The organism is Vibrio sp. AIC-3, assembly GCF_013114515.1.
In the GTDB taxonomy this organism is placed as follows: domain Bacteria; phylum Pseudomonadota; class Gammaproteobacteria; order Enterobacterales; family Vibrionaceae; genus Vibrio; species Vibrio crassostreae_C.
The window spans coordinates 1-15,779 of the sequence record NZ_VTXG01000051.1; the positions used below are offsets into that span (position 1 = coordinate 1).

General features: G+C 46.1%; 11 protein-coding genes and 1 pseudogene. 11 read left to right on the plus strand and 1 reads right to left on the minus strand.

Translation table 11 applies throughout. The annotated features are described in order from the left end of the window. Positions 1-261 precede the first annotated feature (261 nt). On the minus strand, positions 262-1,824 hold the full coding sequence (locus tag F0229_RS21155; protein WP_171733646.1) for an arylsulfatase: 1,563 nt from the start codon (positions 1,822-1,824) through the stop codon (positions 262-264). A 345-nt stretch (positions 1,825-2,169) separates the two neighbouring features. Between F0229_RS21155 and F0229_RS21160 the strand changes: the two genes are divergently transcribed. The 11 genes and pseudogenes from F0229_RS21160 to F0229_RS21210 form a co-directional block, all read left to right on the plus strand. Further along, on the plus strand, positions 2,170-3,717 hold the full coding sequence (locus F0229_RS21160; RefSeq protein ID WP_017060009.1) for an arylsulfatase: 1,548 nt from the start codon (positions 2,170-2,172) through the stop codon (positions 3,715-3,717). Between the two features lie 192 nt (positions 3,718-3,909). Beyond that, positions 3,910-6,318, plus strand: a complete 2,409-nt coding sequence (locus tag F0229_RS21165) for a tetratricopeptide repeat protein (protein WP_171733647.1) — start codon at positions 3,910-3,912, stop codon at positions 6,316-6,318. 130 nt (positions 6,319-6,448) lie between these two features. Further along, a complete protein-coding gene (locus tag F0229_RS21170; protein WP_017060007.1) occupies positions 6,449-7,432 on the plus strand; it encodes a MoxR family ATPase in 984 nt (327 codons plus the stop codon). A 12-nt stretch (positions 7,433-7,444) separates the two neighbouring features. Further along, positions 7,445-8,407, plus strand: a complete 963-nt coding sequence (locus F0229_RS21175) for a DUF58 domain-containing protein (protein WP_171733648.1) — start codon at positions 7,445-7,447, stop codon at positions 8,405-8,407. Then, on the plus strand, positions 8,408-8,950 hold the full coding sequence (locus tag F0229_RS21180) for a DUF4381 domain-containing protein (RefSeq protein ID WP_171733649.1): 543 nt from the start codon (positions 8,408-8,410) through the stop codon (positions 8,948-8,950). It begins immediately after the preceding gene. Beyond that, positions 8,943-10,022 (plus strand): VWA domain-containing protein, encoded by a 1,080-nt coding sequence (locus F0229_RS21185; RefSeq protein ID WP_171733650.1) that lies wholly within the window; start codon positions 8,943-8,945, stop codon positions 10,020-10,022. Before F0229_RS21180 ends, F0229_RS21185 begins: the two co-directional genes overlap by 8 nt. Continuing rightward, positions 10,015-11,721: a VWA domain-containing protein gene (locus F0229_RS21190; RefSeq protein ID WP_171733651.1), complete on the plus strand. Its 1,707-nt coding sequence runs from the start codon at positions 10,015-10,017 to the stop codon at positions 11,719-11,721. Before F0229_RS21185 ends, F0229_RS21190 begins: the two co-directional genes overlap by 8 nt. Next, entirely contained in the window at positions 11,718-13,100 is a 1,383-nt protein-coding gene (locus F0229_RS21195; RefSeq protein ID WP_171733652.1) for a BatD family protein, read from the plus strand. Before F0229_RS21190 ends, F0229_RS21195 begins: the two co-directional genes overlap by 4 nt. 78 nt (positions 13,101-13,178) lie before the next feature. Next, positions 13,179-14,084 (plus strand): LysR family transcriptional regulator, encoded by a 906-nt coding sequence (locus F0229_RS21200; RefSeq protein WP_017064697.1) that lies wholly within the window; start codon positions 13,179-13,181, stop codon positions 14,082-14,084. A gap of 19 nt (positions 14,085-14,103) precedes the next feature. Continuing rightward, on the plus strand, positions 14,104-14,844 hold the full coding sequence (locus F0229_RS21205; protein WP_171733653.1) for a YegS/Rv2252/BmrU family lipid kinase: 741 nt from the start codon (positions 14,104-14,106) through the stop codon (positions 14,842-14,844). Continuing rightward, a pseudogene (locus F0229_RS21210) lies at positions 14,745-15,504 on the plus strand (transposase); the annotation flags it as partial. The gene F0229_RS21205 and the pseudogene F0229_RS21210, both read left to right, overlap by 100 nt. Between the last annotated feature and the right edge of the window lie 275 nt (positions 15,505-15,779).

The following is a 15,779-nucleotide window of genomic DNA, read 5'->3' on the forward strand; positions in this document are numbered from 1 at the left end:
TAGAAAGGAATTATGCCAGCATGTTATCGCTGGCATTCATGTTAATGTGGCTACCGATGTATTGTTGAACACGAAATGTACAGCAAAGATCAACACGCCCTAGTGTGAGTTTTTATTTTTGAAAAATGAGAGGGTAGGTTGGGTGTGAATTGTACTAGTTGGCGGTTCGCGTCTTATGTTATTTGTATTGGATACTAAAAAGCCGCGGTCACTGCATTCAGTCACCACGGCTTCGTTATTACATTTTTAATCTAGAGTAGCTTATTTAGCTTGTGCTGCGGCTGCTTCTAGTTGCTTAAGTTTACCTTGAAGCATGTAAGCATTCTGGTTGAAGTTACCTGGGTTCAGTACTTGGCTATTCTGCATAGGGTAATCTGGTAGCGTCGTCATAAACTCTTGAACCTGATTTCCTACTGGAACGAATAACCACATGTTGTCTGCCATCCAGCGTAGGTACATACCAGACTCGTGCGGTGCTTTCTCGAATGGGTCAGCACGTAGGTGAACAACTTGAGGCCAGTTTGGTTGGAAACGAACTGCATCCACAATGTTACCATCCATCACAGCAAACGAAATCTTGAAGTCATTCCAACGTACTGCGTTTAGCTCAGCGTTAGCAGAGAAGTAAAGCATGCTGTCACGAGGGCCTTTCTCTTCTTTACCTTGGAAGTAAGGCAGGAAGTTGTAACCATCTAGGTGTACGCGCCAGTTTTTACCGTTGTAAGTTGCACCTTTGTCAGATGCTAGCTTCTCAACCACTTTATCATCACCAGCGGCTGCTAGTAGAGTAGGAATCCAGTCTTGGTGGCCCATGATATCGTTGATTTTAGTTCCAGGTTTGATAGTCCCAGGCCAGCGAACTAGCTGAGGCACACGCATACCACCTTCGTAAGTTGTACCTTTCTCACCGTGGAAGTAAGTTGCGCCGCCATCAGGCCAAGAAACCGTTTCAGCACCGTTATCGGTAGAGTAAATTACGATAGTGTTGTCAGCGATTTTTAGTTCATCCAGCTTGTCTAGAAGCACACCAACATGGTCATCATGCTCTAACATACCATCAGCATAAATACTGATACCTGACTTACCTTGGTATTTCTCTTGTAGGCGAGTCCACACGTGCATACGAGTGGTGTTGTGCCAGATGAAGAATGGTTTGTCAGCTTTTACCGCTTTTTCCATGAATGCTAGAGATTCTTCTAGGAACTCTTCATCCGCATGCTCCATACGCTTACGCGTCATTGGGCCAGTATCTTCAATCTTACCGTCAGAAGTCGACTTGATGACACCACGAGGGCCGAAGTTCTTACGGAACTCAGGATCTTTAGGGTAGTAGTATGTCTCTGGCTCTTCTTCCGCGTTTAGGTGGTAAAGGTTACCGAAGAACTGATCAAAACCGTGGTTTGTTGGAAGGTGTTTATCTTGGTCACCCATGTGGTTCTTACCGAACTGAGCTGTCATGTAGCCTTGTTCTTTAAGAAGATCTGCGATCGTTGGAGCCCAATCTGGGATACCGTGGTCAGAGCCCGGCATACCGATAGTCAGTAGACCAGTACGGAAAGGTTCTTGACCGGTTAGGAATGCAGCACGACCAGCAGTACACGATTGTTGACCGTAGTGGTCAGTAAATAGTGCGCCTTCGTTAGCAATACGGTCGATGTTAGGTGTTTCGTAACCCATCATACCGTTGTTGTATGCACTGATGTTAAATACACCAATGTCATCACCCCAGATAGCAAGAATGTTTGGTTTTTCTGCTGCTGTTGCCGCTGAAGAAGCTGCTAATAAGCCAACACCTAATGCCAGTTTATTAATTTTAGTACCCATAAGGACTCCGATTCACTTTTAAGATTAATGCGTTAGAACAACACATCGATGAACAAATGTTATTCCCAAAATTCCGTTCCGTCCTTTTATAGTGCTTATAACCAATCGTTATGATGTCTAGGTAACCTATTGATTAATATCAGTTCCAGTGGGTGCCCAGAATAAAGCCTTAGTTTGTATGTGTGATCCTTATCATGTTTGTTGGCGTAAACTTATCGATGATTTCTGTATCCGTATCTCAATGAAAATGACAAAAAGATTAATAGCTTAGGGAATCTCGCGCATGCGTAAAAAATGAACTATACGTTGTAGGGCAGGATGCAAATAACTTACGAAGAGGTTTCTATGACAGCGAAATATGGCGCTAAACGTCGATTAGCGATTTTGGGTACAGCAATGATGGCCGCGTCCAGCGCCACTTTTGCGGCAGAAAAGCCAAATATATTGGTCATTTGGGGGGACGATATTGGTCAATCCAATGTGAGTGCATACACTTTCGGTCTCATGGGTTACAAAACTCCGAATATTGATAGCATCGCGAAAGAAGGGATGATGTTTACTGATTACTACGCAGAACAATCTTGTACTGCGGGTCGATCTACCTTTATTACGGGACAAAGTGTATTACGAACGGGTTTGAGTAAAGTAGGTTTGCCGGGCGCAGACATTGGCTTACAAGCAGAAGACGCGACAATCGCAGAAATGCTGAAACCTATGGGTTACATGACAGGTCAATTTGGTAAAAACCACCTTGGCGATAAAGATGAATTCCTTCCAACAGCACACGGGTTTGACGAATTTTTTGGCAACCTTTACCACCTAAATGCTGAAGAAGAACCAGAAAATGAAGATTACCCAACTGACCCAGAGTTTCGTAAGAAATTTGGCCCTCGTGGCGTTATCAAATCATTTGCTGATGGCAAGATTGAAGATACTGGTCCACTAACGCGTAAGCGTATGGAAACGGTCGATGAAGAAACACTAGACGCGGCACTTGATTTTATGGATCGCGCAGTGAAAGCGGACAAACCATTCTTCGTGTGGTGGAACGCGACACGTATGCACTTTAGAACGCACGTGAAAGCCGACAGTAAAGGTGTAACCGGTGTTGGTAACTACGCTGATGGTATGGTTGAGCACGATCGACACGTTGGGCAACTATTGAAGCAAGTGGATGAGTTGGGAATCAAAGACAACACGATTGTTTTCTACTCAACGGATAACGGCCCTCACATGAACTCTTGGCCTGATGCAGGTACAACCCCGTTCCGTGGTGAGAAAAACACCAACTGGGAAGGCGCATACCGTGTACCAGCCATGGTTCGTTGGCCTGGTAAGATTGAACCAGGAACCGTATCCAACGAAATCATGCACCATATGGACTGGATGCCAACCTTCGTTGCCGCTGCTGGTGATGACCAAATTAAAGAGAAACTACTCAAAGGTCATACTGCCGGTGATAAAACGTTTAAGGTTCACTTAGATGGTTACAACTTCCTGCCTTACCTAACGGGTGAAGAAGAGAAAGGCCGTCGCTCGGAGATCTTCTACTTTACCGATGATGGTGATTTAGCGGCGCTTCGTTACAACCAGTGGAAAGCGGTGTTCATGGAGCAGCGTGCAACGGGTACGATGCAAATCTGGGCTGAACCGTTCGTTACGTTACGTCTTCCTAAGCTGTTTAACCTGCGTATGGACCCATACGAAAATGCAGATATTACATCGAACACATACTACGACTGGTTGTTAGACCATGCTTATATGTTCGTTCCAGCGCAAGCGTATGTAGGCAAGTTCCTAGAAACCTTTGCTGAATATCCGCCACGTCAAAAAGCCGCGAGCTTTAGCTTGGATCAGGTAATGGAAAAACTTCAGGAATCTCATAACAAGTAAGTGATTGTTTGAGTGAAACTGAACAGATTGAAGAGCTCTTAGGAGCTCTTTTTTTATGCGCATACCGATGAGTAAATCCCGGTCGTGAATATGAGTCACAACTATCGAGCTCATTGCCACTAAATAATTGTAAATTCGTTGTTTTTACGTCTACCTTATTAAGCATAAGGATGTATAAAAACAAGGAATGTTATGTCTGCATGGTTGTGCTCACTGGTAAACGGATTGAAACACCAGCGAGTCGCAGTATTATCCGCAATCTTGTCTTCACTGATGTTGTCGCTGTTCAGTCTGAACGCCTATGCCAACGAGCAAGACCCTAATATCAACTCTGATATTTCAAAGGCCAACTTTGTAGCTTCGCACGTTAGCTCTGATGCTTTACCTATCGGCTCTAAAGCCACGTATGTCGGTTCGGAAGCGTGTGTTGATTGTCATAGTGCAGAAGTCGAAGCGTGGGAGGGCTCTCATCATGATATGGCGATGAAGCACGCTACAGACGAATCTGTATTAGGTGATTTCAACGATCAAACGGTCACTCATGACGGAAAACCCAACCGATTTTTCCGCAAGGGCGAAGAGTTCTGGGTCAATATTGAAGGGCAAGACGGCCACTTTAAAGATTACAAAATCAGCTATACCTTTGCCTTTGAACCACTACAACAATACATGGTTGAATTTGAAGACGGCCGTGTACAGTTGATTCCTTTCGCTTGGGATTCTCGCACTGAGGGCGAAGGCGGTCAACGCTGGTTTCACCTCTATCCTGATACCACCAACACCGATGAATTCTACTGGACCAATAGCGGTCAAAACTGGAACTTCATGTGTGCTGATTGCCATTCAACGAACCTAGAGAAAAACTACGACAGCGCGAGTAATACCTACAACACTACTTGGTCTGAGATTAATGTCGGTTGTGAAGCGTGTCATGGCCCTGCGAGTGAGCACGTTGAAAAGGCTCAGCTAGCAAAAGCTAACGGTGGAAAGGATGCTCCAGTCTCGGCGCATTATGGTTTTGACCGCGACTTGTCGAAGTCGGTCAAAGAGTGGATCTACCAAGAGGGCAACTCAACCCTGCAACCAAAAGACATCATCCATACCAATCAAGTTCAAACCTGTGCTCAATGCCACAGCCGACGTACTCAGTTGAATGAAACAAGCGACCACGTTAACGGGTCTTTCTTTGATAAGTATCGCTTGAGCTTGATTACCCCAGAGCTTTACCACAACGATGGTCAAATCTACGATGAAGATTACGTTTACGGATCTTTCCTTCAATCCGTGATGGCTGAAAAAGGCGTTACATGTACTAACTGCCACGATCCTCATACCGCTGAACTAAAAATTGCGGAAGAAGCCGTGTGTAGCCAATGTCATATTGCATCAGAATACACGCCTGAAAAGCACACATTCCACGAAGCGAATACTGAAGCTTCACAATGCACGACTTGTCACATGCCAGAGACGACTTACATGGAGGTCGACCCAAGGCGTGACCACAGTTGGCATATCCCACGTCCTGATATTAGCCAACACATTAAAACGCCGAACGTGTGCACTAGCTGTCATGCAGATCAAACCGACCAGTGGGCAGATAAGCAAATCGGTGAGTGGTTCCCAGATTCTAAGTATCGTAATCAGCAGCACTTTGCCGTTGCCTTTTATGCTGACTCGATAGGGCACAGAGGTGCAGAGGATGCGTTGGCATACTCGGCTCAGGACTCTAGCTTAAGCAATATCATTCGTGCATCGAGCTTAGAACGTTTGGGCGGTAATACGGGTAAGAATACGCTTATTTCGCTGGCAAGAGCGGTGAAACATGATGATGAAATGATCCGTTTGGGTGTGGTACAAGGCTCGTCTGGTTTCCCATTCACTGACCGTTGGCAAATTCTAGAGCCGCTACTGAAAGACCCTGTATTGTCGATTCGTTCAGAAACCGCAGGCGCATTAGTGCGTTATTGGGGAGAAATGAACCCTCTGCAGAAAGACCAAATCAAGCCTGCATTAGAAGAGTACATTGAAATACAGCAATTTAATGCCGACAGAGGATTTGGACGTACTAACCTAGGCAACGTCTACCGGGATTTAGGTCAGCACGACAAAGCGATTGAGTTTTATCTAGGCGCTATCGAGATTGAGCCTTACTTCGAAAACAGCTACGCCAACTTGGCGGATTTGTATCGAGCGCAAGGTAACGAAGCAAAAGCGTTGTCGACGTTGAAGCAAGGTATTGAAGCTCAGCCGAAATCGAGTGTATTGCCATACAGCACAGGGTTATCTCTGCTTCGTGTGAAAGATTACGACCAAGCAACGGACTACCTTAAACAAGCCGCTGAAACTGCGCAAACCGACCCACAATATTGGTATGTGTACGGATTGGCTTTGGAGAAATCTGATGTGCTTGCGGCAAGTCAATCACTGCATAAGGCTTACCAATTTAGCCGCAACCCACAGCACCTGTATGCCCAGTGTGAAGTGTTGGCGCGAAACAGTCATATACCGGGCGTACCAAAGGCGTTTGAGCAATGTATTTCATCATTGAGCAAAGTGGCACCGCCGGAAGCCATTAACCAATTGAAAGCTAGGTTTAAATAAAGCGATGAGGTGAGCTTGGCTATCGAGCTTGCTGCTTATTCCGCTTGTAACCAATTATCGCGTTTATAACTAATAGTTATGGAGCTTGTGAGTAGGATGTACGCAGCCAGATTGAATTAAGGGAAGACCTATGAACCATGCGCAACAAGCAATAAACCAACTGATTGAACAAACAGAGAAAAGTGTTATCGGTCAGAGCCACGTCGTTCGGGCTCTGGTGATAGGGTTATTGACTAATGGCCATGTGCTTTTAGAGGGACTTCCCGGTACAGCGAAAACTCGCTCAGTAAAATCGCTGGCGAATCTACTGAACACCAGTTTTGGTCGAATTCAATTTACGCCAGACCTGCTGCCATCTGATGTGACGGGCACGGAGGTGTATCAAGAGCTTGATGGAAAGCCTCAGTTGCATTTCCAACCGGGTCCTATTTTCAACAGCATTGTATTAGCCGATGAAGTGAACCGTGCGCCTGCAAAAGTACAGGCTGCTCTGCTTGAAGCGATGGCGGAAGGGACGATTACGGTAGGTGGTCAAACTCACATCCTGCCAGATTTGTTCATGGTGCTAGCCACACAAAACCCAGTTGAGCAAGAAGGTACGTATCCACTGCCTGAAGCACAAATGGACCGTTTCATTATGAAAGTGACAGTCGACTATCCAGAAGATGAAGCTGAACGCGACATCATTCGACTTGTGCGCAGTGAGGAACTCGGTAGCGAGACCAGTTCAGAATTAGTCACGCCACAACATATTGAACCTGAGTTGGTACTTGAAGCTCGGCGCCAACTTCCAGACATTGCCGTTTCTGATTTAGTTGAGAACTACATTGTGGCCTTGGTGATGGCAACTCGTAAGCCAGAGCGTTACCCAGAATCAAACTTGTCTAAATGGATTGAGATTGGTTCAAGTCCGCGTGCTTCCATCGCGTTGGATAAATGTGCTCGCGCTTATGCATGGTTGCAAGGACGTGACCATGTCACGTTGGACGATGTGCGTGCCATGTTACCAACCGTATTAGGTCACCGATTCTCGTTGTCTTACGACGCATTGGCCGATGGTGTTGACCATCAAAGAGTGGTTGAAGAACTGCTCGATAATGTTGAGATTGGATAACTAGGGGGCGTCATGGCGAAGCCAACACAAGCTCCCAAATCGCAAGGCCTTGATCCACGACTGTATTGTGATTATTCAAGGTTAGTGCGAATTCAGGCTCAAGCTGAGTCGTTTTCACTGTTACCTCATTTAAAAGCGGGCAGCGTACTTTCAGGCAGACATAACTCTTTGTTCCGTGGTCGTGGTTTGAACTTCGAAGAATTACGTCATTACCAATTGGGTGATGATATCCGTAATCTCGATTGGAAAGTTACGATGCGAACGGGTAAGCCTCATGTTCGTAGCTATACCGAAGAGAAAGACCGTAATGTGATGATCTGTGTCGATCAGCGCAGTTCGATGTTCTTTGCGTCTCAAAACACCATGAAATCTGTTGTGGCTGCCGAAGTGGCGGCATTGTGTGGATGGCGAGTGCTGAAAGATGGTGATCGTGTCGGCTTCGTTTTGGCCTCGCACCAAAAACTGTTTCATACCAAAGCTCAACGTTCTCAATCTGATTTGTTGGCTCAGCTAAAACATCTTACCAAAGCCAATCAAAGCTTAGGCGTCAATGTAAGTGATGGCGATAATGTTGGTTTTAGCCAGTGGATTGAACTGATCAAACGAATGAGACTCAAGCAATCAACCTTGATATTCATTAGTGACTGGCGAGACTGCCGAGAACAACATCTCGATCGACTAAAGCAGTTACAGCAACACAACGATATCTTGGCCATTATGGTCACCGATTCATTAGAACAGTCATTGCCTCAAGATCTTGCAAGCGCAAACTGGGTGTTGGGTGATGGTCGCTTTCAACTTAATCTGGATAGCCAATCTAAGGTTAACCTCGCAAGTGAAAGCCTTGCCCAAAAAGCGGCACTTCAGAAACTGTCCCTTGCTAAATTGATGGCGATGAAAAACCTCCCTTATATAGAATTAGACACGTCGGGCAATCACATATCACAGCTGCAGAAACTAGTGGGAGGGCGCTAAATGGCTGTTGAACATACTCCCCCAAGTACCTATATCCTCCGCGAACTGCACGATGTAGCGATTCCTGACAGTGTGAGCTGGGCTCCTCAAACGATCGGCTGGAAGATCCTTGGCGTTATTCTGTTATTGGTCGCTATCTATCTGGCTTATCGCTTGGCGTTAAGGTGGTGGAATAACCGTTATCGCAAAGAAGCGCTTCAAGAACTCATGGTACTGGATGCAAGAGACAAGAACTCAACCGAACAAACCTTTAAAGTCCTCAAAGTGGTGCTTCGTTACCTAGACAGCAGTAATGCCAAGTTGTTTGGCCAAGCTTATGTGAACCGTTTGAACGCTTATCTGCCTGTTAGCGCCAACACGAGTGAAAACAGCAATGCGTTCTTTGCCGATGAAGTTTCGGAATTATGGATGCAAAGCCTAATTGACTCTAATGTGCGTTTGAGCTTTGAACAGCGTTTAGAGGTAATTCAAACCGCGATGATGTGGCTAAAACTTCACAAGCCGAATGTACAGGTAACGGTTGAGGGGCAAGACAATGTTTGATGTTTTATCTGCCAGTTTTGAATTTGCGCATCCGCTGTGGTTTATTGCGCTGCCTTTACCGTTGTTGGTCTACTTTGCGGTGCCAGCTTATCGAACTAAGCAAATGGCGATTAAGGTGCCATTTTTTCGAGAATTGGTAGAAGCGATTGGGGAAGCACCGTCAGAAGGTGCAAGCCAGTTAACTCCAAGCTGGTGGCAACGAACCACGCTCATTATTACTTGGGTATTGGTCGTGTGTGCGTTAGCGAAACCAACCATTCTTGGTGAGCCACAGGTTCGCGAACAATTGGGTCGTGATGTGATGGTGGTGGTCGATTTGTCTGGCTCAATGGCGGAGCAAGATTTCACTTCTAAACAAGGCGATAAAATCTCTCGTTTAGATGCGACCAAAGAGGTGTTAGCCGATTTTGCGAAAACCAGAAAAGGAGACCGACTCGGTTTGATCTTGTTTGGTGATGCAGCGTTTGTACAAACGCCATTTACCGCGGACCAAGATGTCTGGCTTGAACTGCTTAATCAAACCGATGTCGCGATGGCAGGGCAAAGCACGCACTTAGGTGATGCAATTGGCTTGGCGATTAAGGTGTTTGAACAAAGCGAAAAGCAAAGTGCTGCCGTTCAAGATTCAAGTGTTGATGCCAACGAAAAAGAGAAGGTCGTGATCGTACTAACCGACGGTAATGATACAGGAAGTTTTGTTGAGCCTATCGATGCCGCAAAAGTCGCCAAGGCGAAAGGCGTTCGTATTCACGTGATCGCCATGGGTGACCCACAAACCGTTGGTGAAGTGGCTTTGGATATGGAAACCATCAAACGAGTGGCTCAAGAGTCTGGTGGCGAAGCCTTTGAGGCGCTTAACCGCGACGAACTGACCAAAGCCTACGCTCAGATTGGTGAGCTAGAACCACAGTTATATGAAAGTACCACTTATCGTCCTAAACAGGGGCTGCACCACTATTTGATGGCGATTGTTGTAGTGATGTATTTGACCGCATTCAGCTTAGCAACGATACGCCGAAGATCGCTGCTCGCTTCTTCTGTTAAGAATTTGAAAGGAGAGAGTGATGCCTGATTCTCTCACGATACAACAGTTTTTTACCCAGTTTCATTTTATCCGACCATTGTGGTTGTTGGCCTTTATTCCAATGTTTTTCCTGTTATGGGTTCGTTGGAGAGAAGAGACCAAACCAACGTGGAAAGACATTATACCTGCACATTTACGTGATGCATTGACGATTGGCGAAACAGGCTGGCGCAAGCAACTGCCGTTGAAGCTATTGGTGGTAATTGTGACTATCGCCATCATTATCTGTTCTGGCCCAACATGGCAACGTGAAGCATCGCCTTTTGGTGAAGACAAAGCGTCGATGTTGGTTGTGCTTGATAATAGTGAATCTATGCTTGCTAAAGATTTGCCTCCAAGTCGCTTGGAACGATCTAAGCAGAAAATTAGAGACTTATTGGCAGCTCGCAAAGGCGGTAATACGGGCTTAGTGGTTTATGCAGGCAGCGCACACGTGGCGATGCCCGTCACGCAAGACAGCAAGGTGTTTGAACCGTTTCTAGCGGCTATCACACCCGATATCATGCCTGTTTCAGGTAAGTCAGCAGAGGAAGCACTGCCACTGATTAATCAGCAACTGTCTGGTGAGTTAGGCTCTTCTGTACTGTTGGTATCAGATGGTGTAAACCCAAGCACCATTAGGGCGTACGAGAGTTTCTTTAACGACAATCCGTATCAGTTGCTCATTCTCGCCGCAGGAAACAGTAATGTGGTGAGCGATAACCCTGTCGACCTAGATTCACTGCGTAACTTAGCGAGTAAGACGGGTGGACGAGTGATTGAAGTGACCGTTGATGATTCGGATATCCAACAACTGAACAGAGCGGTTGAAAGAAACATGCAGCTCAACGGCGAATCTTCAATGCCTTGGAAAGACATGGGCTATGGACTGCTTATTCCAATGGCTTTCATTATGTTGCTATGGTTCAGAAAAGGGTGGTTGGTGCAGTGGTGTGTCGTTGGTTTGATGATCACAAGCAGCATGTATTCACCAGACACTTTGGCGAAAACAGTCAACTTAACCGCTGAGAAACCAGTTGTGGTGGAGTCGGTTACTACTTGGGACAAAACAGCTCAATGGTGGTGGGACTTATGGTTAACGCCTGACCAACAAGGTCAACGCCTGTTGAATCAGAAAGAATACCTTGAAGCGGCAAAACATTTTACTGACCCAATGCGAAAGGGCGCGGCTTATTACTATGCTCGTGATTTTAAGCTCGCTCACAGTGCGTTTTTGCAAACCAAAACTGACCTTGGTTTGTACAATGCAGCGAGTGCGTTAGCTAGGCAGCGTGAATACCTTGCCGCACGAGACCTCTTGAAATCATTAAGTGAGAAAGAGGATCTGTCACCAGAACTAAGAACGGATGTGGAGAACAATCTTGCTGTGCTTAGTGGAATTGTCGAAGAGGTAAACCGAACCAGTGAAAGCCAGTCTGGAACCACAGATGGCCCTGAAGAATCTTTAGAACTCGAAGACGATCAGCCGCGAACGGGTGATGGCGCTGAAGAAGAAACGGTAGCGGAATTGATGCTTAAGGAAACACTTAACGCGAATGAGATTTTGGGCAGCCAAGAGCTTGCCGACAAGTGGTTAAAGCGAGTAGAAGCCGATCCTAAGTTCTTCTTGAAATCCAAATTCCAAATTCAGTTAAGAGATCCTGCGCCTTCCATCGAACAAGCGTCAAAACAAGAGCAAACGCAATGAGTCGATATGATTTAGCTCTTGAAGCGATTCAATCAAAGCGAGCGCGATTCACAGCCCGCACATGGTTGTTGTCGATGACTCTTATGTTGAGTTGGTTTTTTCCTGCTGTTGCTTCTGCTGCCGATATCTTCGATCTGCAAAAAAGTGGTGACGTTGAGCTTATCGCTTGGATTGGCGAGAAACCCAAGTCAGGCGACAAAATAACGCCGGGCAAAGTCAGCGTAAATGAGCAGGTCATTCTGAACATTGAGGTGGCGACACCGCGCTGGTTAACGGGCGGCACTCGAATCGGCAGTATCGAAATCCCTAACGTTATCGCTAAGCAGCGTAACCAACTCGCGACGAACTACACAGAAAGAGTCGGTGGTACTACATGGTCACGTCAGCGTTGGGAAGTGACGCTTTATCCGATGACTTCCGGTGAGTTTGTTATTCCAACCGTACCGGTTCGTATCCAAGTTTCTGCTCCTGATGGTTCAAACGTGGGCGGTACGCTTTACACGCAGCCGATTAAGTTTGAAGCTTCGTTGCCTTCAGGTTTACTCGATAATGAAACGCCTTGGTTTTCTGCGACAGAAGTAGATATAGAGCAGCAATGGCAACGCTCAAGTGAAGAGCTAAAAGTTGGCGATGCTATTACTCGAACTATCACGATTAAGGCAAAAGACAGCTTTTCTGTGTTGCTGCCAGATGTGCTAACCAATAAGTCCACTAAGCAGTTCCAAGCTTACCCACAGCCCAACCGTTTGGATGACACTCAAGAACGTGGTGATTATCGCTCAAGCCGAGTTGAACAGACTGTATATGTGATTCAGCAGGGTGGTGAGTTTACGCTGCCAGAGTTTTCATTTCAGTGGTGGGACAGCAAAAATCAACGCCTTGAAAACGTGGTGATAAAAGGAGAAGTGTTTGAAGCCAAACACACAGTCCAATCTTTCATCAAAGCCTACATGTCGGTGTTTATTAGTGTTGGTTTGGTGTTGTTAGTCTGCATTGCGTTGATTGTTTCGGTTAAGCGTTACTACGCAAACCGCCCAACACCGAGTTGGCTGGTACTACGTCGTTTAGTTAAGCAAGGTAATTGGGCTGCATTAAGAACCTTTATCTACCGTCAATTGCGAAACCAAACCTCTCAGTTAGAACTGAATAAAGTGCAACTGGATAAAGCGCAACATGGTAAATCAAATGGACAAAAGCGTTGGCTAGAAGATAGCGAAGCCCTTCAACAAGGATGTGAAGATAAAAACGTATTCACTCGTTTATGGAAAGGGTTACGTAACTTGCCCAGTGACACATCAAACTCAAGCAATTCTCGTTCAATTGCTGCTCGCTTGAAAATCCCTAAAGCCTTGCCAGACTTAAAAGATAGAACTAAGTAGCAAACTTTAGTCATTCGCATCGAACATAATCGGCAGGTTCTCTACTATGGGGAACCTGCTTCTTTAATATGGAACTGTATGAAAAGTACCGAACTAAATCTAATTCCTATATTTGTTGCTATCTATGAAGAGCAGAACTTATCTAGAGCTGCTAATCGCATGGATATAAGCCAACCAGCAGTGAGTAAAGCACTTGCAAGGTTGAGAGATATCTATGATGAGCCACTGTTTCATCGCACCACATCAGGCGTAGAGCCAACCACATTCGCTATTGATATCTATCCTGCAATGGCCGCTGCACTTAAAAACTTTACTTCTACCTTATCCGCATCAAGAGACTTCGATCCTAAAACCTCAGGCCGCGTGTTTTCCATTGCCTGCGTCTCGGCGGCGAGCTACGAAATGATGCCAAAAGTCATGCGGTTAATCAGCCAAGTCGCACCAGGTATCGCGTTAGAGGTTCATCCTCTGTTTACCGAAGACTATGAGTCTGATTTAAGGCTGCAAAGACACGACGTGATTGTTGATATGACGCCTAAAGGAAGAACCATGCTTAAGCACGAGGTGATTTCTACAGAAGAGCTGGTCGTGGTGTGTAGTAGTGATCATCCTACGGTTGGCGATACCATCGATATGGAACAGTTCTTAGCACTCGAGCATGTGGTGGTCTCTAGGTGGCATGCGCGCAAAAGCTTATTAAGCTCTGAGCACTATAGTGACCTTGAGAAACGTAGAATCGTGTATCGCGCAGCGGGCGTTGTAGAGATGCTTCCTGTTATCGAAGGCTCTGAGTACATCGGAGTAATGCCTATTTCATCAGTGCGTTGTTTTGCTGAAAAGTACGCGGTAAAAACACTACCATTACCCTTCGAGTTGGAAGACCTCGATATGTGTATGATTTGGCATCCAAGCCGTACTAATGAACCAAGCCATAAGTGGTTACGAGCTAAGATCAAAGCGGCAGCAAAAGAGTTATCAAGTTAGCCTATACAAGGACATAGCCATGGACAGCATTCGCGTGATTTTAAACGGAAAGAAAGCCAATATCCCGGAATTAAGGCAAGCCACCTTTGCGGCGAGGGACAATGATATTGACCTGCAAGTTAGAGTGACTTGGGAATCGTCGGACATGTTTCGTTTGGTAAGCGAGGCAATATGCGATGGTGTTAAGCGTCTGATTGTTGTCGGTGGCGATGGAACGGTGAATGAAGCCGTTAACGCGCTCAACCTGTTCCGTGCCAGTGAAAGACCACAACTGGCGCTTGTCCCAATGGGCACTGCGAATGATTTTGCTACCGCAACGGGAATACCTAACGATATTTCGGGTGCTTTTGAACTAGCGCTGGAAGGCAAGGCGTTTGCGGTGGATAGCGCGCGTGCGAATGACCGCTATTTTATGAATGTCGCTGCGGCGGGTTTTGGTGCTGAAGTCACAGCTGAAACGCCAGTCGAGCTTAAAGATTTTCTCGGTGGCGGTGCGTATACACTAACAGGTGTGGTGAAAGCACTTGGCTTTAAGCCCTACAGTGGCACGTTGCCCATAGACAAAGGCAGCTTTACCGGCGAGATCCTTGTTGGTGCTTTTTATAATGGTCGCTTAGCGGGTGGAGGACAAGAGTTAGCACCCAATGCATTGATTGATGATCGCTGTTTACCCAGTCGGGTATCGAGCTATCACGCGCCACCATGGCAAGGTGGGTTATCCAAGTCAGTGAGAAGTTCGCCCCGCTGTATGTGGCCTTGAAGGAGAACCTACTTCAACAAGTGGTGGTTCAGGCGGATGAAACGCCGCTCAATGTGCTCAAAGAAGAGAAGCAGTGTTATATGTGGCTTTACTGCTCAGGCGTTGACTCGCCCGAAGCGGCACTGCCGAATGTGAAAAAATCGCCTTGTACGACTATCAAAACAGTCGCGCGAGGGTGTGCCCCGTGGACTTTTTAGGTGACTACAACGGTTATCTACAAACCGATGGCTACACGGCTTATCATGGTCTGCATCACGTCACTAATGTGGGGTGCTTAACGCAAGTTCATGGACGCGAAGAAGCTTCAAGGGGAAGGTAAATCGGGCAATGGCCTAAACTCATTCGTTATATCGACGATGGTCACTTATCTATCGATAATAATCGCGCTGAACGCGCAATTAAACCGCTGGTTATTGGCAGAAAAATTGGCTATTCTCCAACACACCAAACGGTGCTGATGCGAGCGCGATGCTTTACAGCATCATCGAGACCGCGAAAGCCAACGGTCTTATCCTCTAAGACTACATGGTCAAGTGCATGAAAGAGCTGGCGAAAGCAGAGCCTGATATCGACGCACTTCTACCTTGGACCTCTTCGGGTCAAGTCAAAACAGACCTCAATAATATTGGCTTTGGCCTCGAAACTTACGTTTGGTGCTAACTATGCCATCAGACTCTAATAACATATTTGGGTTCTTTGATGAGTTTGAAGCTTCAGAAGGAGAGTCACAGCAACCCCCTATAGAGCTGTTTCAAGAACCCGTTGAAATTTTATCAACCCTAGATAGTCAGCCAAATAAGGTACAACAAGAAGTCTTTGTGATAAATAAAAAGGTTCATCGCGGCTTTCCGGGGAAAGCCGCTTTTATCTTCAAGAAGAAGTAGTCGGTATCTCGATACCCATACCCCATTCGCTTGATTAGCTTTATCTTGTTG

Excerpts from the sequence above, each read along its gene's own strand:
- F0229_RS21155 (WP_171733646.1), bottom strand. The coding sequence starts at position 1,824 with ATGGGTACTAAAATTAATAAACTGGCATTAGGTGTTGGCTTATTAGCA.
- F0229_RS21160 (WP_017060009.1), top strand. The coding sequence starts at position 2,170 with ATGACAGCGAAATATGGCGCTAAACGTCGATTAGCGATTTTGGGTACA.
- F0229_RS21165 (WP_171733647.1), top strand. The coding sequence starts at position 3,910 with ATGTCTGCATGGTTGTGCTCACTGGTAAACGGATTGAAACACCAGCGA.
- F0229_RS21170 (WP_017060007.1), top strand. The coding sequence starts at position 6,449 with ATGAACCATGCGCAACAAGCAATAAACCAACTGATTGAACAAACAGAG.
- F0229_RS21175 (WP_171733648.1), top strand. The coding sequence starts at position 7,445 with ATGGCGAAGCCAACACAAGCTCCCAAATCGCAAGGCCTTGATCCACGA.
- F0229_RS21180 (WP_171733649.1), top strand. The coding sequence starts at position 8,408 with ATGGCTGTTGAACATACTCCCCCAAGTACCTATATCCTCCGCGAACTG.
- F0229_RS21185 (WP_171733650.1), top strand. The coding sequence starts at position 8,943 with ATGTTTGATGTTTTATCTGCCAGTTTTGAATTTGCGCATCCGCTGTGG.
- F0229_RS21190 (WP_171733651.1), top strand. The coding sequence starts at position 10,015 with ATGCCTGATTCTCTCACGATACAACAGTTTTTTACCCAGTTTCATTTT.
- F0229_RS21195 (WP_171733652.1), top strand. The coding sequence starts at position 11,718 with ATGAGTCGATATGATTTAGCTCTTGAAGCGATTCAATCAAAGCGAGCG.
- F0229_RS21200 (WP_017064697.1), top strand. The coding sequence starts at position 13,179 with ATGAAAAGTACCGAACTAAATCTAATTCCTATATTTGTTGCTATCTAT.
- F0229_RS21205 (WP_171733653.1), top strand. The coding sequence starts at position 14,104 with ATGGACAGCATTCGCGTGATTTTAAACGGAAAGAAAGCCAATATCCCG.